Annotated in this window: 17 protein-coding genes; 11 read left to right on the plus strand and 6 right to left on the minus strand. The window is 70.5% G+C overall.

The genetic code is table 11. The features are described from left to right. Positions 1 to 79: 79 nt before the first annotated feature. The 4 genes from RBB84_RS16320 (at position 80) to RBB84_RS16335 (ending at position 6266) form a co-directional block, all read left to right on the plus strand. A complete protein-coding gene (locus tag RBB84_RS16320) occupies positions 80 to 547 on the plus strand; it encodes a universal stress protein (protein ID WP_019290888.1) in 468 nt (155 codons plus the stop codon). A 55-nt stretch (positions 548 to 602) separates the two neighbouring features. Then, the gene (locus RBB84_RS16325; protein WP_006552671.1) at positions 603 to 1685 is read left to right on the plus strand and encodes an isochorismate synthase; all 1083 of its coding nucleotides are present in this window, start codon (positions 603 to 605) and stop codon (positions 1683 to 1685) included. 140 nt (positions 1686 to 1825) lie between these two features. After that, entirely contained in the window at positions 1826 to 1999 is a 174-nt protein-coding gene (locus tag RBB84_RS16330; RefSeq protein WP_006552672.1) for a DUF2613 domain-containing protein, read from the plus strand. Next, positions 1980 to 6266, plus strand: coding sequence for an alpha-(1->3)-arabinofuranosyltransferase (locus RBB84_RS16335; protein WP_064256139.1), 4287 nt, complete (start codon positions 1980 to 1982; stop codon positions 6264 to 6266). The genes RBB84_RS16330 and RBB84_RS16335 overlap by 20 nt, the downstream gene beginning before the upstream one ends. Here the strand turns inward: RBB84_RS16335 and RBB84_RS16340 are convergent. After that, a complete protein-coding gene (locus RBB84_RS16340; protein ID WP_064256138.1) occupies positions 6155 to 7327 on the minus strand; it encodes an acyltransferase in 1173 nt (390 codons plus the stop codon). The genes RBB84_RS16335 and RBB84_RS16340 overlap by 112 nt on opposite strands. 246 nt (positions 7328 to 7573) lie before the next feature. On the opposite strand from RBB84_RS16340, the gene RBB84_RS16345 reads away from it, so the two are divergent. Further along, positions 7574 to 8809 (plus strand): DUF3068 domain-containing protein, encoded by a 1236-nt coding sequence (locus RBB84_RS16345; RefSeq protein ID WP_197481826.1) that lies wholly within the window; start codon positions 7574 to 7576, stop codon positions 8807 to 8809. 28 nt (positions 8810 to 8837) lie between these two features. Here RBB84_RS16345 and RBB84_RS16350 read toward each other — a convergent pair whose 3' ends face one another. After that, complete coding sequence (locus tag RBB84_RS16350; protein WP_024102050.1) at positions 8838 to 10061, minus strand: xylose transporter; 1224 nt, start codon at positions 10059 to 10061, stop codon at positions 8838 to 8840. A gap of 120 nt (positions 10062 to 10181) precedes the next feature. Here RBB84_RS16350 and RBB84_RS16355 point away from each other — a divergent pair, with 120 nt between their 5' ends. Further along, the gene (locus RBB84_RS16355) at positions 10182 to 11933 is read left to right on the plus strand and encodes a hypothetical protein (RefSeq protein WP_041803457.1); all 1752 of its coding nucleotides are present in this window, start codon (positions 10182 to 10184) and stop codon (positions 11931 to 11933) included. Here the strand turns inward: RBB84_RS16355 and RBB84_RS16360 are convergent. Then, on the minus strand, positions 11844 to 13073 hold the full coding sequence (locus RBB84_RS16360; protein ID WP_019290883.1) for a glycosyltransferase family 4 protein: 1230 nt from the start codon (positions 13071 to 13073) through the stop codon (positions 11844 to 11846). The genes RBB84_RS16355 and RBB84_RS16360 overlap by 90 nt on opposite strands. Before the next feature lie 165 nt (positions 13074 to 13238). On the opposite strand from RBB84_RS16360, the gene RBB84_RS16365 reads away from it, so the two are divergent. From RBB84_RS16365 to RBB84_RS16375, 3 genes are all read left to right on the plus strand, one after another. Then, on the plus strand, positions 13239 to 13994 hold the full coding sequence (locus RBB84_RS16365; RefSeq protein ID WP_006552681.1) for a class I SAM-dependent methyltransferase: 756 nt from the start codon (positions 13239 to 13241) through the stop codon (positions 13992 to 13994). Between the two features lie 22 nt (positions 13995 to 14016). Further along, positions 14017 to 14919 carry an ROK family protein gene (locus RBB84_RS16370; protein WP_006552682.1) on the plus strand — a complete coding sequence of 301 codons (903 nt, stop codon included), beginning with the start codon at positions 14017 to 14019 and terminating at the stop codon, positions 14917 to 14919. A 106-nt stretch (positions 14920 to 15025) separates the two neighbouring features. Next, positions 15026 to 15457 carry a CBS domain-containing protein gene (locus RBB84_RS16375; protein ID WP_024102052.1) on the plus strand — a complete coding sequence of 144 codons (432 nt, stop codon included), beginning with the start codon at positions 15026 to 15028 and terminating at the stop codon, positions 15455 to 15457. Between the two features lie 6 nt (positions 15458 to 15463). Here RBB84_RS16375 and RBB84_RS16380 read toward each other — a convergent pair whose 3' ends face one another. After that, complete coding sequence (locus RBB84_RS16380; RefSeq protein ID WP_006552684.1) at positions 15464 to 15880, minus strand: hypothetical protein; 417 nt, start codon at positions 15878 to 15880, stop codon at positions 15464 to 15466. A gap of 110 nt (positions 15881 to 15990) precedes the next feature. Here RBB84_RS16380 and RBB84_RS16385 point away from each other — a divergent pair, with 110 nt between their 5' ends. Beyond that, positions 15991 to 16512 (plus strand): nucleoside deaminase, encoded by a 522-nt coding sequence (locus tag RBB84_RS16385; RefSeq protein ID WP_064256136.1) that lies wholly within the window; start codon positions 15991 to 15993, stop codon positions 16510 to 16512. Between the two features lie 73 nt (positions 16513 to 16585). Next, positions 16586 to 18034, plus strand: a complete 1449-nt coding sequence (locus RBB84_RS16390) for an aldehyde dehydrogenase (RefSeq protein ID WP_006552686.1) — start codon at positions 16586 to 16588, stop codon at positions 18032 to 18034. Between the two features lie 86 nt (positions 18035 to 18120). Here the strand turns inward: RBB84_RS16390 and epsC are convergent, their stop codons facing one another. Then, complete coding sequence (gene epsC, locus RBB84_RS16395; RefSeq protein WP_024102054.1) at positions 18121 to 18699, minus strand: serine O-acetyltransferase EpsC; 579 nt, start codon at positions 18697 to 18699, stop codon at positions 18121 to 18123. 8 nt (positions 18700 to 18707) lie between these two features. Then, entirely contained in the window at positions 18708 to 19643 is a 936-nt protein-coding gene (cysK, locus tag RBB84_RS16400; protein WP_024102055.1) for a cysteine synthase A, read from the minus strand. Positions 19644 to 19702: the final 59 nt, after the last annotated feature.

The following is a 19702-nucleotide window of genomic DNA, read 5'->3' on the forward strand; positions in this document are numbered from 1 at the left end:
ACAGCTCGAACCTCCCCCGGGGACGCTCCGGCGGGTTAAGGTGCACCCGAGCATCCGAATCCGACCCAGGGGGTACGCGGTGGGCGCAGATCTGATCCTCATCGCCTACGACGGTTCCGAGAACTCGAAGCGTGCCGTGCAGTATGCGGGTCGTTTCCTCGAGTCGTGCCGTGCCGTCGTCGTCACCGCCTGGGAGCCGATGGTCCGGCAGGCCGCCCGCATGTCCGGCCTGTCCGGTGTCATGCAACCCGACTGGGTGCCCGACGAGGACAGCGAGGACGTCGCCCTGTCCGACGCGCGCATCACCAACGACGAGGGGCTCGAGATGGCCCGCTCGGTGGGTCTGCACGCCGAGGGCCGCACCGTCGAGGTCGTCAACGCGGTGTGGTCGGCGATCATCGAGGCCGCCGACGAGCTGGACGTCGACATCATCGTCACCGGCACCCGCGGCACCACCGGTCTGCGGTCCCTGTTGCAGTCGTCGGTGGCCGATCACGTGCTCCGGCACAGTCACCGGCCGGTCCTGATCGTGCCGCCGGGTCGCTGACGCCCCGCACCGGGTCACCGGCGCCGGGTGCGGGCAGGGATATTGTCGATCCACCATGGACGGATTCCTGCTCTCGCGCACCGAACGCTCGGTGCACGCCACCGGCACCCGCCGGTTCTTCGACGACGTCCACTCCGCCACGCAGGCACTCCGCAGCGGTAAGGCGACGATCGTCGTCGGTGCACTGCCGTTCTCGCGGCACCGTCCGGTGGCCCTCGCGCAGCCCGACGACGTCGAGATCCTCGACGGCCCGTGGCAGGCCCCGCCCGACCTGTCGGACCTGCCGCCGGTGCGGATCTCCGCCGAACTGCCACTGCCCCGCGTGCACGTCGAGCGGGTGCGCCGGCTCGTGGAGCAGATGTCCCTCGGGGAGATGGAGAAGGTCGTCGCCGCCCGGCGGGTCGCCCTCGAGGCCGACGCACCGCTCGACCCGCTCGCTCTCGCCGCCCGCATGATCGAACGCCATCCCGACGCGGCGACGTACGCGCTGGATCTGAGCGCGGCGGGCGAACGCTATTGGGGTCACACGCTGGTCGGGGCGACGCCCGAACTGCTCGTGAGCCGCCGTGGCGAGACCGTCACGTGCCGTCCCCTCGCCGGGACCGCCGCGCGCCGGGCCGATCCGGACGAGGACCGCCGCGCCGGTGAGGATCTGCTGACCTCGGACAAGAACCTCACCGAGCACGGTTACGTCGTCGACTGGATCCGCACGCGACTGGCCCCGCTGTGCAGCGACCTCGACATCCCCGACAAGCCCGAGCTCACCGCGACACCCGATGTCTGGCATCTCGCCACGCCGATCACCGGCACCCTCCGCGACCCCGACACCGACGCGCTCACCCTCGCCCACGTTCTGCACCCCACCCCGGCCGTGGCGGGCACCCCCACCGAGGCCGCGCTGGACGTCATCTCCCGGGTCGAGGGCGACCGGCGCTTCTACGGCGGCGCGGTGGGCTGGTGCGACGAACAAGGCGACGGCGACTGGTTCGTCGCCATCCGGTGCGCGGAGCTCAGTTCCGACGGCCGACGCGCCGTGGCCTGGGCAGGAGGCGGCATCGTGGCCGACTCCGACCCCCTCGCCGAACTCGACGAGACCACCGCGAAACTGCGCACACTACTCGGCGCACTGGGCGTCTAGCGCACCGCGGCGACGGTAAAGAGCGACTCGGAGGCTCGCACCGTCCACCACCGCCTTCCGGGGTGATAGTTTGGCGCGGACCGATAGACAGCGTGGCGGCCGGCGATGACTGCCTGCGTCACTGGAGATGGGGAGACGGAATGGGGAAGTTCCTGGGACCGGGCCTGGGTAGCGTGGTCGTCGGTGCCGTACTCGGCGCCGTGGCGGTCTTCGGCGTAACGGCCGCTGTGCAGGAGAATTCGCGCCCTCAGATCGATCGCAGTGGCAACGCCGATTCGTCCCTCCTGAACCAGGTTGAGTACGGCAGCCGCTGACGGCGCCGGCAACGCTTCGAGTTCACGCACGTACCGAGGCGAGACGGAGCTCCCGTCCGCCGAACCGCTGTCCCGCCGGTGGCTGTACGCAGTCACCGCGGTGGCGGTGGTCCTGTCCTTCGCCCAGGTTCCGGGCCTGGTCGTCGCCGACACCAAGTACGACCTGACGCAGAACCCGATCGGATTCCTCACGCGCGCCGCTCACCAGTGGAGCAGTGTGGCGCCGCTCGGGCAGGTGCAGAACCAGGCGTACGGCTACTTCTTCCCGCACGGCTCGTTCTTCGCCGCGGGTCAACTGCTGCACATCCCCCCGTGGATCACCCAGCGGGTGTGGTGGGTGCTGCTGCTCGTCGCCGGATTCTGGGGTCTCGTCCGCCTCGCCGAAGCCCTCGGTATCGGGAGCCGTAGCTCCCGTCTGATCGCGGCGACGGTGTTCGTGCTGTCCCCGCGCGTCCTCACGACGCTCGGTTCCATCTCGTCGGAAGCACATCCGATGATGTTGGCGCCGTGGGTGCTGCTGCCGCTGGTGCGGTATCTGAACACGCAGAATCCGGGCTCGGCCCGCCGGCTCGCCGCGCAGTCCGCCGTGGCGGTGGCGCTCATGGGCGCGATCAACGCGGTCGCGACCGCCGCGGCCTGTCTCGTCGCGGCGCTGTGGTGGGCCGCGCACCGTCCGAACCGGCGCTGGTGGCGCTTCACCCTGTGGTGGCTGCCGCTGTGCGTCGTCGCGGTGACCTGGTGGATGGTGCCGCTGCTGCTGCTCGGTCGCGTCAGTCCGCCCTTCCTCGACTTCATCGAATCGTCCGGTGTCACCACCGAATGGACGTCGCTCGCCGAGGTGCTGCGCGGCACCAGCAGCTGGACGCCCTTCGTCTCCCCCGAACGCATCGCGGGCGCCGTGCTCGTCACGCAACCGGCCGCGGTCCTCGTCACCGGCGCCCTGGCCGCGGCCGGTCTCGCCGGTCTCGCGATGCGGTCGATGCCCGCGCGCGGTCGTTTCACCCTGATCCTCGTGGTGGGTCTCGTCGGCATGGGCGTCGGTTACGTCGGCCAGCTCGACTCGCCGTTCGCCGAGCAGGTCCGGTTGTTCCTCGACACCGCCGGTGCGCCGCTGCGCAACGTCCACAAGCTCGAGCCGCTCGTGCGACTGCCGATCGTGCTCGGGATCGCGCACCTACTGCGCGCCGTTCCTCTGCCCGGATCGGTGCCGTGGTCACGTGCCCGGAACGCCTTCGCGCATCCCGAACGCAATCCGATGGTCGCGGTGACGACGCTGATCCTCGTCGCGATGACGCTCGCGACCTCACTCGCGTGGACCGGGCGGCTCGCTCCGCGCGGCGCTTTCGACGAGGTCCCCGAGCACTGGCACGCCACGGCGGCCTGGCTCGAGGACAACACGAGCGAGCGCGGCGAACGCGCCCTCATCGTTCCTGGCGCGCCGTTCGGCAGCCAGATGTGGGGGCTCACCCGCGACGAACCGCTGCAGGCACTCGCATCGACGCCGTGGGCGGTGCGCGACGCCGTCCCGCTCGTGCCACCCGGCGCCATCCGTGCCCTCGACGCCGTGCAACGCGACATCGCCGACGGCCGCCCGTCCGATGGTCTCGCCGCGACCCTGCGCGGTCAGGGCATCGGCTTCCTGGTGGTGCGCAACGACCTCGATCCCGACACCTCTCCCGCCGCGCGACCGGCACTCGTGCATCGCGCGCTCGACGGTTCGCCGGGCATCGAGCGGGTCGCCGAGTTCGGTGACGACATCGTCTTCGACAACCCCGACGACTTCGTCACCGACGCCGACCTGCGACCTGCCTATCCGGCCGTGGAGATCTACCGCGTCGCCGAACCCGCCGCGGCACCCGTCGGTCCCTACGTCGTGGACGTCGCCGACGTGCCGGTCGTGCAGGGCGGCCCCGAAGCGCTGCTGCGCCGCAACACCGCGCAGCCCGAGTTCGTCGGTCCCACGCTCCTCGCCGCCGACGCGGCCCGCGCGGGTCTGCCCGTCGACGAGGTGACGGTCACCGACACCCCGACGGACCGCGAGACGGACTACGGGCAGGTCGACCATCATTCGTCGACGATCCGGACCGCCGACGACCCGCGTCGCACCCACAACGCCGTCCCCGACTATCCGGTGCCCGACACCGAACTCGTCCGGGCCGAATGGGAAGGCGCCCGCATCAGCGTGTCCAGCGCGGCGTCGGATGCCACCCAGCTCGGTGGCACGTCGGTCGCAAGCAGCCCGGCCGCGGTGGTCGACGGCGATCCGACGACCGGCTGGCACAGCAACGGACTCGAATCGGCGATCGGCCAGTGGCTGCAGCTCGACCTCGACCGGCCGATCGAAGCGGGTCTGCTGCACCTGACGACCAGCTCCGGTGCTCTCGGCGATCCCGTCAAGTGGCTCGAGGTGTCCACCGACCGGGGCAGCACGGCGGTGCGCGTCGACGAACCGGGACGCGAACAGACGGTCGCGCTGCCGCTGGGCACCACCTCGTGGATCCGCATCACGTCCGTGCACACCGAACGCGGCACGGTCGGCAACCAGTTCGGTCTCACCGAGGTGGTCGTCGAGGACTTCACCGACCGGAACGAACCACGCCCGATCGACATCCGTCGCCGCATCGTGGTGCCGGGCCCGGTCGAGGACGCCGCGGTACGCGGATGGCAGCTCGGCCAGGAATTCCCCGGCCGCGGCAGCTGCGTCGACACCGACGACCGTGTCCGTTGCGCGCGGGGACTCGCCACCTCCGCCGAGGAACCCGGCATGTTCACCCGCACCCTGGACGTGCCGCAGGAGACCTGGGTCCGCCCGGAACTGCTCCTGCGCGCGCGCCCCGGGCCGGCGCTCGAGGACCTCGCGGACCGTTCGGATCGGGTCGTCGCGCGCGGTGACGCCGACGTCGTCGACCTGCATGGCTCGGCGTTCGCCCTCACCGACGGCGACCCGCGGACGTCGTGGACCGCGGAGGAGAGCTCGCTCGAAGCGGGTGCGCCGCGGCCGTCGCTCACGCTGGAGCTTCCTGAGGAACAACGCGTCACGGGATTGGAGATCAGGACGGCGCTGGGAGCGCTGCCGGTCGCGCCGTCGCGGGTCGCGGTGAATCTCGGCAACGGACCGCAGGTGCGCGAACTCGACGGTGACGACACGATCGTCGATCTGACCCCGCACGTCACGGACCGGATCGAACTCACCGTGGTGCACTGGCGCGACACCCTCGATCGCACAGTGCTGGGTTTCTCGAAACTCACCCCGCCCGGGCTCGCCGAGGTGTCGGTGCTCGGCGACGACGGGCCGATCGGGGCACAGGGATCCGTCTACGACGAGACGGTGACCGTCGACTGCGAGCGCGGACCCGTCGTGGAGATCGACGGACGCAGCTACCGCACGTCGCTCACCGCGCGGGTCGCCGATCTCGCGGCGGGCGTGGAGGTCCCCGCGACACTGTGCGGCACCGACGTCGTCGGCATGAACCCGGGCCGGGTCGACATCGACGTCGATCCCGGTGCGGCCTTCGTCGTCTCGGGCCTTCGGCTCGACGTCCCCGGTCCCGACGCGCCCGTCGCGGAGCCGACGGAACTCGACAAGGGCCGCTGGACGGAGAACCTGCGCGAAGTGATGGTTCCGGCGGGCGACGAGGACCGGCTCGTGGTGGTGCCCGAGAGCACCAACGTCGGCTGGGTGGCGCGCACCCCGGACGGTGCCGTGGCGACGCCGGTCGTCGTGGACGGCTGGCAGCAGGGCTGGATCGTGCCGGCCGGGCCGGAGCAGACGCTGACACTCGAGTTCGCGACCGAGCGCTGGTACCGGCTCGGGATCTTCGGCGGGTTGCTGTTGCTCGTCCCGTTGTTCGCGGCGGCCGTGTGGCCGCGGCGGCGGGTCGAGGATCCGGGTCCGATGCCGCGCACCTGGGGTTCGTCGGTTCTCGCGCTGACCGGTGTGCTGGTCGCCGCGACGCTCCTCGCGGGATGGGCCGGTGCCGCCGTCGCGGTCGCCGGCGCGGTGGGGATCGGTGCGCTCGCGGTGCGCCGCGGCCCCGTCCTGGCGTCGCGTGTGCTCGTAGGCACCGCGGGTGGCGCGACGATGCTGGCGATGGCGCTGCTGTCCACCGGGCCGTGGCGATCACCCGACGGATATGTCGGGCACTCGTTCCTGATTCAGTTCGCGGCGCTCGTCGGCGTGGTCGCGGTGGGCCTGGCGGCGGTACCGCGCCGGGCCTTGTCCCAACGGTGGAAGGCGGCCCGCGCCGGCTCCTCGACGAGGGCGTAGCTGACGGACGCGACGGCCAGACTCAGCACGACCGTCACCGTCAGGACGAATAAGAAGTGCCCCGCAAAAGCCGGGATCCCGAAGACGGGGAAGACGATCGACAGCACCGCGAGATGCCAGATGAACACGCCGTACGACCAGCGTCCGACGGCCAGTGCGGCCGGGCTCGCCAGGACGCGGTGCTGGCGGCGCGGTGCGAGGGTCAGCGGGGCGAGCAGAGCGAAGCTCATGATCGCGCCCAGGGCGATCTTGGCGAGATATTCGGTGGGTGCGAGATCGGTGAGCGTCTCCGGTCCGGCCAGCGGGGTGGTGGCGGCAGCGAAGGCGGCGACGGCGATCGCTCCCATCACCGCGCGCCGCGCCGCGAACCGGTGCATCCACGTCTCGGGGCCGGTGACGAGTTCGGCGAGGATCATTCCCGCCGCGAACCAGGGCAGATAGCCGGGCAGCCAGTTGGTGTGGTTGATGTGGTCGGGGGTGCCGACCGGTAGCCACGCCCACAGCAGCGACAGTGCGCTCACGGCGAGCAGCAGCGGGACGCGGTAGCGGGCGGCGTCCCCGCGCAGCCCGCTCACCGCCAGCGCCAGCAGCGGCAGCACGAGATAGAAGGCGACCTCCACCGACAGACTCCACATCTGGGTGAGGCCCTCGGTGAGGGTCAGTGGGACGAACACTTGCACGAGCGCGAGATTCGACCACCACACCGTCGCGCCGCCGCCCGCGCCGGGCAGCAACCACAGCACCAGGATCACGACGGTCCAGTAGGCGGGGAGGATGCGGGTCGCGCGGGAGAGGAAGTAGCGGGTCGTCGAGGGGGACGGCCCGAGCGCGCGGGCCGCGGCGGCGTGCGGTCGCCACAGCAGGAAGCCGGACAGGGCGAAGAACAGGGCGACTGCGAGGTCGAACCGCGCCCACACCCGGCCGATCAGTGGGTCGTGCACCGCGCCGGTCTGGAACGCGACGTGGGTGATCAACACGCCCACTGCGGCGAAACCGCGCATTCCTTCGAGTGCCGGAAGGAATCCGCTCATGCTGCGGTTCCGGTCGGTGGTGGTGGTCATCGGGCACCAGTGTGCCGTGTCGCGGGGGCGGTGGACAGAGCAGGATCACCCGGCACGGGACGACCCCGGCAGCGACGAAGATCGACTACCGATCCGTCCCAGCGGCGAGCGAGCGCGCATATTGCCATACCGGGCTGTTAGTGTCTGAGCTCACGTGGTGTTCGCGGGCCGGATGCCAGGCGATCCGTGCAGCCCTGCTGCTGCCGGTGGGGGTACTCGATGACGACCGTTGAGTGAGGAGAAAGCATGGCTGAGCGTTCGAGCTCCGGCCGGATACTGGCAATGATTCTGGTGGGCCTGGGGGCCTTCCTCCTGGTGATCGCGATTCTCGTGCCGACGTACACGCTCGGGAAGCTGAGAACGACACCGCTCGATCTCGAGGTGACCACGGTCGCCGAAGGCACGGGCGACATCCTCAATTCCCGTCAGCTGCTCGCCGGCAACGCGCAGGTCGACCGCGACGTGCCGATCGTCGCGCAGCGCTTCGTCACCGTCGAGGATCCCTCGAACGCCGAGGTCATGACGCTGCAGGCAGGCCAGACCGTGCGACGACTCGACATGCAAGGGGACACGGGCCTGGTCTCGGCCGTCGTCGACCGTCTCACGATCGACCGGAAGACCTCCATGCCCGTCTCGGAGGAGGAGTTCCCGGAGCGCGTGAGCACGATCCAGGTGAGCGCCGACAAGCCGCCGGTGGAGATCGACAACCGCGCCGGACTGCAGTACAAGTTCCCGTTCGACGTCCAGCAGGAGTCGTACCCGTACTACGACATCAACGCTCGCGAGAACTTCCCCATCGACTTCGTCGGTGAGGAGGAGATCAACGGCATGAAGGTCTACCACTTCAGCCAGGAGATCGGGCCGATCGACCTCTCGAAGGCCGACCCCGAGGTCCCGACCTACAAGCTCAGCCTGCCCGCCTCCACCTGGGGTGTCGGTGAGGGCGACGAGCCGATCACGATGACCCGCTGGTACAACAACATCCGCGACCTGTGGGTCGACCCGGTCACCGGTGTCGTCGTCAAGGGCCAGGAGCAGCAGGACCAGTACTACGCCCGCGAGGCCGACAAGCCCGAGGTGACGGTCCTCGACGTGACACTGCCGTTCGACGAGGAGACGATCGAGTACCAGATCGGCCAGGCCAAGGACGGCCAGGACACCATCTCGCTGTTCGGCCGCACCCTGCCGATCATCCTCGGCATCCTCGGCGTCATTCTGCTGATCGTCGGCTTCGTGCTCGGCATCCGCGGTGGCGGCAACCGTCGTCCCGCCACCGCGACCGGCGGTCCCGCCCCGGCAGGCCCGGCCACGACCACGGTCGGCCCGGCGCATTCGGGCGGCGCGCAGCGCGATCACACCGAGGACCGCACCGAGGTCATCCCGCGCCAGACCGATCCGAACGCGCAGCAGCGTGATTGGACGACGGATCGAACGCAGGAGATCCCGCGCACCGATCTGCGGAAGCCTCCGACGCAGGAGTGATCGTCCGGTAGACGAACCGAGCCGCCCCTCACCGATCCCGGTGGGGGGCGGTGTCGTTCGCGGGTGACTCGTCGGTGGACGGGGTCGCCGCGTCGTCCGTGGACGACCGGGTCGCCCCAGCACCGCGCAGAGCGAGCACCGCGACCACCGCGGCCGTCGCGGCGGCCACACCGACAGCGACGGCGATGAACTGCCGCAGGGTCGACGCCACCGTGAACATCAGCACCGCCTCGAGGGCGAGGCCCACCCACGCGACGAGCGCGAGATGGGTACGTTCCCCGGCGATCGCCGACAGCAGCGCGCCCTGCAGGACGGCCAGACACGCGCCCTGCAGTGCGAACAGCCACAGCAGCGACTGCACCGGCCCGTAGGCGTCGCCGACCAGCATCGGGACGATCGGTGCGCAGATCGCCGCGCCGGCGACGAGCACCGCGCCGATCGCGACGAGGACGGTGAGCGCCGACCGCACCGCGGCCGCCGACTGGGCGGGATTCGCCATCCGCGGATAGAGCACCACACCGACCGCCTGCGGCAACCAGAAGGCGACCTTCGTCGCCACCGCCCCCAGCGCGTACAACCCGGCGGAATCGGGATCGAGCAGCATGCGGGCGAGCAGCAGGTCGAGCGACGTGAGCGCGATGAGGGCCAGCTGCACCTGGGAGGCACGCAGCACCGCCCCGGCGGTCGGGACCGGTTCCGTCCGTCCACCCGACGTCCGGCCCACGAGCACACTCGCGGCCAGCGCGACCGCACCCGTGCCGAGCGCCCCGGCGAACAGCGCGGCACCGGGGCCGCCTCCGACGGCGAGCACCGCCACGGCCGGCACCACCTTCGCGACGCCCGCGGCGGACAGGACGACGCTGAGCGCTGCGAACCTGCCCCGCCCCTGCAGCAGGCCCTGTTCGGCGGCGAGGAGGACGAGCAGCGGCGCGGTGACGAGCGACCCGAACGCCCCGCCGACACTCGTGTCGAGCGCCCACGCCACGACGGGCACGAGGAGCATCGCGACGACGATGGCGAGCACGGCGCAGCGGTAACCGAGACGACGCAGCGCCGCGGCGCCGGTGCCGTGCACGGCCTCCCGGGCGACGACCGTCTGCAACGCCAGTGCCGGCACGGCGAGGACGAGCTGCGCGGCGAGCAGGCTCGCGAACTCGCCGTATCCGGCGGGCCCGAGCCAGCGTCCCGCCGGCAGGTGCAACAGATAGGACGCGAGGTTCGCGGTCATCGCGCCGACCGTCACCAGTGTCATGCCGGTGACGGCGGTTCCCGTCGTCGAACCACGAGTGGTCTCGGTTCCCTCCGACGCGGGTCGGGGTGTTCGCGGCATCCGCTCATCCTCCCATCCGGAACGACACCGTATTCTGCCGCCATGTCCCGCCCGGAGTCGTCCCGCATGTCCACGACGGCGGCTCTCCCGGCGGTCTGGTCCCTCGTCCTGACGGTCGCGGTGCTCGGTCCGTTCCTCGTCTCCCCCGGCTACCTGCTCTTCCGCGACGCGGTGAGCACTCCCCGATCGTTCCTCACCGATTCTGCGCTCGGTCTGTCCGACGCCGCCGCCCGCGCGGTGCCGCAGGACGCCCTGCTGGCGTGGGTGAGCACCGTCGTCGACGGTGGTGTCGCGGTCACGGCGCTGCTCGTCGCGTCGTTGTGGGCGGCGGGATGGGGTGCGGCACGGCTGGTCGCGGTGGTGCTGCCGACGAGCGGAACCGGCGCCCGGCTCGTCGCGGCGACGGTCGCGATCTGGAATCCCTATGTCGCCGAGCGGCTGCTGCAGGGCCACTGGAGTCTGCTCGCCGGGTACGCCGCGCTGCCGTGGACGATCTGTGCGGCCGTCGCGATCCGGCGACGGAGACGCGGCGGCTGGGCGTCGCTGGCGGTCTGCCTGGCCGCTGCAGGGCTGACCCCGACCGGTGCCCTGCTGGCGATCGTGACGGCCTGCGCCGTCCTCGTCGCGCCCGGTGGGCGGACGCGGGTGCTGCCGCGCGTGGGCGGCGCACTCGCGCTGGGTGTCGCGGTGTCGTTGCCGTGGCTGATCGCGACGGCGCTCGCCGGTGGCGGTACCGAAGCGGACCCGGCCGGTGTGCGCGCCTTCGCCGCCCGGGCCGAACCACTGCTCGGCACGATCGGTTCGGTGGCAGGGCTCGGCGGGATCTGGAACGCCGAATCCGTCCCCACCTCGCGCACTACCGCATGGGCGCTGATGGGCACCTTGCTGCTGCTCACGGTGGTGGCGTGCGGGGTGCCGGCACTGTGGCGGCGACGTAGGAACTCCGTGATCGTCGCGGTCGCGGTGCCTGCCGTCCTTGCGGTGCTCGTCGTCGCCCTCGCCGCGACCGGCCCGGGACTCGCCGTCGGCGAATGGGCGATGGTGAACGTGCCCGGCGCGGGACTGCTGCGCGACACCCAGAAGTGGGTCGCGTGGGCGATGCCCGCCTACGCGCTCGCCGCGGCGGCCGGCACGACCGTCCTCGCCCGGCGCTTCGTGGCGCCCGAACCGGTGTGGGCGGCGGCCGCGATCGCCGCCGTGCTGGTCGCGCTGCCCGACCTGGTGTGGGGTGTGGGCGGGCAACTGCAGCCCGTGCGCTATCCGTTGGGCTGGGAGAAGGTGTCGCAGATCGTCATGGCCGACGACGGCGACGTGGCGGTGCTGCCCGTGGGCATGTTCCGGGTCTTCGACTTCTCCGGGCCCGTACCGGTGCTCGATCCGTCCCCGCGCATGCTGCGCGCCGACGTCCTGCAGACCGGAACCCTGATCGTCGCCGAGGGCAGTGTCGCCGGGGAGGGTCGTCGCGCGGAGGACGTCGAAGCCCTGCTGCTGTCCGGCGCGGATCCGAGTGCGCTCGCCGCCCGCGGGGTGGGCTGGGTGCTCGTCGAGCACGGCACGCCGGGCGAACTCGGTGACGCGCAGAGCACGCTCGGAGCCCTCGAGACCGCTTATCAGGACGAGGATCTGAGCCTGTACCGGGTGGAGGGAGGCACTTCGACCCCGTCACCCCATCGCGCCCTGGCGATCGGGGCGCACGTCGTGTGGCTACTGGTACTGGCCGGCGGCGCTGGCTGCGCGCTCGGGCAGCGGGTCGGCGAGCGTCGACGGTTCGTCGGCGCGCGGGAACAGTCCTGAGACGGTGTGCCCGAAGGTCGTGACGGACAGGACCTCGTGCACGCCCTCTCCCGTGGCCTCCCACGAGAACTCGCCCGCGCGGATGCGGGCCTTGTTGCCGAGCTGACGACGACGGTCGGCGTCGGCGATCAGATCGGCGACGGCGGCGGTCAGTTCGGCGGGCGAGTCCACGAGCACACCGGTCACGCCGTCGATGATCGAGTCGGTCAATCCCTTGGAGCTGCGGTAACCGATGGTGGGCACACCGTGCTGGGCGGCCTCGACCACCGCCAGTCCCCACCCCTCCTTGCGCGAGGGCATCACGTGAATCCAAGCGCGGGAGAGCAATTCGTGCTTGCGCTGCTCGTCGACATGGCCGTGGAAGGTGACGGCGTCGCCGATGCCGAGTTCGGCGGCCGCATCGCGGAGGTTCTGCTCCCACCAGCCGCCGCCGATGACGTCGAGATGCAGCCCCGGGACGGTGCCGCGCAGCGCCGCGACCGCGGCGAGGGCGTCCTCGATCTGCTTGTGCGGCACCAGCCTCGAGAGCACGCACACGCTCGGGTGGGCCGTGCGCGTGTCGTCGCCACCCACCGCGACACCGGCGGGAACGGCGTCGACACCGTTGCGGACCACCGCGATCCGCTCCCGGTCGACCCCGAGAGCGCGCAGTTCGTCGGCGGACGGAAGGGAGACGGTGAGGTACTGGTTGCGGTGGTGCACGCGCGGCGAGAGCGACGACTCGATCCACCAGCCGAGCTTGGCCATCAGCCTGCCCGCGACCGGCCACTGTTCGCGGTGGCAGTGGTGCACGAGCACCGTGACGGGCGCACCGGCGACGAGCCGGGCGAAGAACGGAATGCCGTTCTGGGTGTCGATGACGGCGTCGGGACGGATACCGGCGAGGGGGCCGACACCGAATCTGCCTGCGAGGATCGCGGCGAGCGCGCGCGGATAGACGGTGAGCCGTCCCCCGCCGCGGCTGACGGTGATGCCGTCGATCCGGTCTCGCTCGGCGGCTCCGGGATAGGAGGCAGTCCGCAGGACGACGCGGACGCCGCGCGCCGCGAGCTGCGCCCCGACCTGTTCGAGATACCGCTCGCTGCCACCACCCTGCGGATGTCCGCTATCGCGCCAGCAAAGCAGCAGAACCTCCCGCACGCGGTGACCCCCTGTATGTCGACTCGACCACCCGGCCGGGCAGATGTGACTCGGACGATGACAGGGACACAGTAGCGGGTGCCGGGCGGCAACAGGTGAGGGACGAGTGTGAGGCCCGCACTAAGGTGACTGGACGTGCCATCGACGACCCGACCCCGCACCGACGTGACCCGGCTGTTCGCCCGCCGCGCCACACTGCGCCGCTCCGTGGGGTTGCTCGGCAGCTTCCGGTTCGAGCAGACGGCACCCGAGAAGTTCTACGGCGGTCTCGCGCGCGACACCGTCGACCTCATCGGCGATCTCTACACGGGTCTGACCGGCGCCGATCTGACGGGCACCACGGTCGTCGACGTCGGCGGCGGACCGGGCTACTTCGCCGACGTGTTCACCGAGGTGGGTTCGCGCTACGTGCCGATCGAGCCCGACCCGTCGGAGATGCACGCCGCCGGCCTGCAGGTGGGCGGCGCGATCCGCGGCTCCGGCCTGGCGCTGCCGTTGCGCACCGGGTCGGTGGACGTGTGCTTCTCGTCGAACGTCGCCGAACACGTCGCGACGCCGTGGGTGATGGCCGACGAGATGCTGCGCGTCACGCGGCCCGGCGGACTGATGGTGCTGTCGTACACCCTGTGGTGGGGACCGTTCGGCGGGCACGAGACCGGTCCGTGGCACGCCTTCGGCGGCGAGTACGCGGCCCGGCGCTACGCTCGCAAGCACGGCAGGGAGCCGAAGAACCGGTACGGGGTGTCGCTGTTCGACGTGGGCGCGAGCGACGGTCTGCGCTGGGCACGTTCGACACCCGATGGCGAACTGCTCGCGGCCTTCCCCCGCTACCACCCGAGTTGGGCGTGGTGGCTCGTGGACGTGCCCGGCGTCCGGGAGTTCCTCGCCAGCAACCTGGTACTGGTCCTGCGCCGACGCTGACCCGTCGCTTAGTGTCGTCGCCATGACCGCATTGGCCCTGGACGTCGGCGGCACCAAGCTCGCCGCGGCCGTCGCCGCCGACGACGGCACCCCGCTCGAAGCCCGATCCGTGCCGGTTCCCCGGAAGGACGTGTGGGGCGCGTGCGCGGGACTGTTGCGGGAGGTCGCGGAGATCGGCGAGGGACCGGTGACCGCCGTGGGTATCGCCGCGGCAGGACCGGTCGACACGAACGCCGGGACGATCGGCCCGATCAACATCTCCGAGTGGAGCTCCGGCTTCGCACTCGTCGACGCCGTGCGTTCGGTGTTCCCCGACGCCCGCGTCGATCCGGTGATGGACGGCGCGGCCGCGACCCTCGCCGAACAGCGCTTCGGTGCCGGACGCGATGTCGCCGACCTGCTCGGGGTCGTGCTCGGCACCGGCATCGGCGGCGGTCTCGTGCTCGGCGGCCGGATCGTGCGCGGCCGCACCGGAAACGCCGGCCACATCGGGCACGTCGTCTCGCCCTACGGCACGACGGTGTGCGCGTGCGGAGGCGTCGGCTGCATCGAGACCGTGGCGAGCGGCCCGTCGGCGGTGCGCTGGGCCCGTGCCCACGGCTGGGAAGGACCCGACGGTGTCGCGCTGGCCACGGACGCCGAGGCCGGGGTCGGCGTCGCCGCCGCGGCCCTCGAACGGGCCGGGACGGCACTGGGCCAGGTCATCGCGTCGGCAGCAGCACTGACGGATGTGGGACGCGTGGTCGTCGGCGGCGGCTTCGCGCAATCGGGCGGGCACCTGTGGCGGCCGATGCTCGCGTCGGCGGCCCGGCACGCCCGCCTACGGTTCGTGCAGGACCTGCAGATCGTCCCCGCCGAACTCGGCGCACTGGGCACCCTCACCGGCGCATCGATCGTCGCCGCAGGTCACGACTGGATAACCTGACCGGGCACACCCGGTTTTCCGGCCTACCCTGAGGACCACATCGGAGTCCCGGCGGAAACCGGTGAGGGGCCGCCGGGATGCTCTGCGAGCAGATCGGCGGTACCGGATGCGGATTGCTGACATTGTGCGGAACAAGGGCTCGGCGGTGCACACGGTCGAGCCCGACACCACGGTGTGCGAGCTCATCGGCGACTTCGCGCGGTTCAACATCGGCGCGATGGTGGTGTGCGAGGGCAAGACCGTCGCCGGGATCGTCACCGAACGCGACGTCGTACGCGCCCTGCACGAACGCGGACCGTCGATCCTCGCCGCCCCGGCACACGAACTGATGTCGCGGACGGTGACGACCTGCCTGCCCACCGATTCGGTCGACAGTCTCGCCGAGACCATGACCGAACAACGGATCCGGCACCTACCGGTCGTGGTGGACGCTCGGCTGGTGGGGATCGTCAGTATCGGCGACGTGGTCAAGAGCCGCATCGACGAACTACAGACCGAACGCGACCAGCTCGCCTCCTACATCCACGATGGTGGCTAGAACTGATCAGTTCTCGCCGGTCGCGGCGTCGTCGGGAGCGGTGTCGCCGGTGGCACTCTCCTCTGCGGCACCGCCCTCGGTGGCGCTCGGGCGATCGAGGATGCTCACGCTCATCCCGTAGGGCAGGAACCGCACCGAGCGTCGCGGGTCGGTGTTGCCCTTGAGCGTGCGCAGCGCGTCGAGTTCGGTGCGATGGACCTGGTCGACGCGGGCCACGCCGTCGTCCTCGGTGGTGTAGACGACCCAGACGCCGTCGCCCTTCTCACCGGTGGTCTCGGGCCGCGGCTGCGTGCGCGTCGGCGCCACCGGCGGTTCGAGGAAGGAGAAGATACGGTCCTTCAGTTCCCGCAGTTCCTCCCCGGCTTCCCGCACCACGCGGTCGAGATCTTCGGGGTCGAACCCGAACGGATTGTTCTCCGCCATGACATGTCTCCTGACCGTTGGGCACCCTCCAGTGTGGTGACGGTCGCCGATTCGCGCCACCCGGCTCCTCCCCCGCCCTACGGTGCAGTCGAGGGAGGAAGGAGACGTCCATGGTGAACGACACGGATCTGCAGCATCTGCGGCGGTGCGTCGAACTCGCGGAGGAGGCGGTCGCGGCAGGTGACGAGCCGTTCGGGTCGGTGCTCGTCGACGCGGACGGCACGGTCCTGGCCGAGGACCGCAACCGCATCGCCGGCGGCGACCGCACCCGGCATCCCGAGTTCGCGCTCGCGCGGTGGGCGGCCGAACATCTCGAACCCGACCGGCGTGCCACCGCCACCGTCTACACCTCCGGTGAGCACTGCCCGATGTGCGCGGCCGCACACGGCTGGGTGGGCCTGGGGCGGATCGTCTACGCGGCGTCCTCCGAGCAACTGGTCCGGTGGCTCGGCGAGATGGGCGTGCCGCCGGCACCGGTCCGTCCGCTGCCGATCCGCGAGGTCGTGCCGGAGGCCGTCGTCGACGGGCCCGTTCCCGAGTTCGAGCAGGAGATTCGGCTCCTGCACCGTCGCTGCCATCTCGGAGATCGAGCCTTCCCGTCCCGCCCGGTCTGGTCACCCCCTGGTCAATAGTTGTAACGTGTTCTAGTGTTCGAGGTCACACGAATGCGGCCGATACACGAGCACAGCCAGGTGAGGAAGCGACATGACCGACTACGACAAGTTGTTCATCGGCGGCCGATGGGTGGCACCGTCGACCGACGAGAGACTCGAGGTGTTCTCCCCCGCCACGGAAGAGCGCGTCGGTTCCGTGCCCGTCGCGGGACCGCAGGACATCGATGCCGCGGTGTCCGCCGCCCGCACGGCCTTCGACGAAGGCCCGTGGTCGCGCACCACCCCGAGCGAGCGCGCCGAGATCCTCGGCAAGGCAGCAAAGCTCATCGAGGAGCGTCGTGCGGAGATCGGCGCCTCGCTCACCGCGGAGATGGGCCAGCCGCCGGCCTCGGTCGAGATGATGCAGCTGACGTCGGGCCTGGCCACACTCGACTACTATGCGGGGCTTGCCGATTCGTTCCCGTGGACCGAGGAGCGCACCGGCCTGTTCGGTCGCAGCCGCGTCAGCCGCGAACCCGTCGGCGTCGTCGCCGCCGTCATCGCGTGGAACGTGCCGCTGTTCCTGATGCTCAACAAACTCGGACCCGCCCTGCTCGCCGGATGCACGGTGGTCCTCAAGCCCGCTCCCGAATCGCCGCTGACGACGAACGTCCTCGCCGAGATCTTCACGGAGGCAGGACTTCCCGAGGGCGTCCTCTCACTCGTGCCCGGCGGCGCCGAGACCGGCGAGTACCTGGTCTCGCACCCCGACGTCGACAAGATCACCTTCACCGGTTCGACGGCCGTGGGTCGTCACATCGGTGAGATCGCCGCGCGCGGACTCAAGCGCTGCTCACTCGAACTCGGCGGCAAGTCGGCAGCGATCATCCTCGAGGACGCCGACCTCGACTCGACGATGCCGATGCTGGTGATGTCCGGCCTGATGAACACCGGTCAGGCCTGCGTCGGGCAGACCCGCGTCCTCGCGCCGCGGTCGCGCTACGACGAGGTGATCGAGAAGATGACCGCGACCGCGGCCTTCTTCCCCGTCGGACTGCCCGATACCGAAGGCGCACAACTCGGTCCGCTGATCTCCGCGAAGCAGCGCGATCGCGTCGAGTCCTACATCGCCAAGGGCAAGGAGGAAGGCGCGCGTCTCGTGCTCGGCGGTGGTCGCCCCGAGGGCATCGAGACGGGCTACTTCGTCGAACCGACGATCTTCGCCGACGTCGACAACTCCATGACCATCGCCCGCGAGGAGATCTTCGGACCTGTCATCTGCGTGATTCCCTACGACAGCGTCGACGAGGCCGTGAAGATCGCCAACGATTCCGACTACGGCCTGGCCGGTTCGGTGTACACCACCGACGTCGAGAAGGGCCTCGAGATCGCCTCGCGCGTGCGCACCGGCACGTACGGAATCAACTGGTACGCATTCGATCCGGGTTCACCGTTCGGCGGCTACAAGAACTCCGGTATCGGCCGCGAGAACGGTCCCGAGGGCGTCGAGGCGTACTGCGAAACCAAGTCGGTGCTGTACCCGCTCGGTTACGAGGGCTGATCCCGGAAAAAGGGGAGGATATGTGCGTTCTCGACGGAGAACTCGCACAGATCCTCCCCTCTTTCGTGTTTCGGGAGGACGCGACCTCAGATGTACATCGCGGGATCGATGTACGTCGTCGGATCCACGAGCGGTTCGTGCTTCTTGCGGGACCGGACGGTCGCGGGGATACCCGTTGCGATCGAATCCGCCGGCACGTCGTGGGTGACCACGGCGTTGGCGCCGATCGCGCTGTCGTCCCCGATCACCACCGGGCCGAGGATCTTCGCCCCCGCCCCGACGGTGACCCGGTTGCCCAGCGTCGGATGACGCTTTTCCTTCGCCAGCGACCGGCCGCCGAGCGTCACGCCGTGGTAGAGCATCACATCGTCGCCGATCTCGGCCGTCTCACCGATGACCACGCCCATGCCGTGGTCGATGAAGAAGCGCCGGCCGATGGTCGCGCCGGGGTGGATCTCGATGCCGGTGAGGAACCGGGTGAACTGCGCGAGGATCCGCGCAGGTCCCTTCAGGGCGGGCACCTGCCACATCCGGTTCGCGATGCGGTGCGACCAGATCGCGTGCAGCCCCGAATAGACGATGGCGTTCTCCGCGTCGCTGCGCGCGGCCGGATCGTGGCCGCGCGCCGACTGCAGATCCTCCCGGAGAGTGTGCAGGATACCCACGACGGCGATCAGTCCCGGATGTGCTCGAAGAGCGGGGTGGAGATGTAGCGCTCGCCGAAGTCGGGAACGACGACGACGATCAGCTTGCCGACGTTCTCCGGACGCTTCGCGATCTCGAGTGCGGCCCACACGTTGGCGCCGGCCGAGATGCCTCCGAGGATGCCCTCGTCGGTGCCCAGGCGGCGGGCGACCTCGATGGCGTCGTCGAACTTCACGTCGACGATCTCATCGTAGATCTCGCGGTCGAGGACCTCGGGCACGAAGTTCGCGCCGATGCCCTGGATCTTGTGGGGGCCGGGCTCACCGCCGGTGAGGATCGGCGAGTCGGCGGGCTCGACACCGACGACCTTCACGTCGGGCTTGCGGTCCTTGAGGGTGCGGCCGACACCGGTGAGCGTGCCACCCGTGCCGATGCCCGCGACGAAGATGTCGACGGCACCGTCGGTGTCGTTCCAGACCTCTTCACCGGTGGTGCGCTCGTGGATCTCCGGGTTGGCCGGGTTGCCGAACTGGCGGGCCAGGATGGCATTCTCGGTGTTCGCGACGATCTCCTCGGCCTTCGCGACGGCACCCTTCATGCCCTCGGAGCCGGGGGTGAGGACGATCTCGGCGCCGTAGGCGCGGAGCATCACGCGACGCTCGGTCGACATCGTCTCGGGCATCGTGAGGATGACCTTGTAGCCGCGCGCAGCGCCGACCATGGCGAGCGCGATACCGGTGTTGCCGGAGGTGCCCTCGACGATGGTGCCGCCGGGCTTCAGCTCACCGGACTTCTCGGCGGCGTCGACGATCGCGACACCGATGCGGTCCTTGACGCTGTTGGCCGGGTTGTAGAACTCGAGCTTCGCGGCGACGGTGGCGCCGGCTCCCTCGGTCAGGCGGTTGAGCTTGACGATCGGGGTCCGTCCGACCAGCTCGGTGACGTTGTCGTAGATCCTGCTCATGCTCGATCCTCCTCATGGCCACACACGGCGGCTCGGGTCGCGGTCTCGGTCTATTGCAC

The sequence above is a fragment of the Rhodococcus sp. D-6 genome, from assembly GCF_040256695.1.
In the GTDB taxonomy this organism is placed as follows: Bacteria; Actinomycetota; Actinomycetes; order Mycobacteriales; family Mycobacteriaceae; genus Rhodococcus; species Rhodococcus pyridinivorans.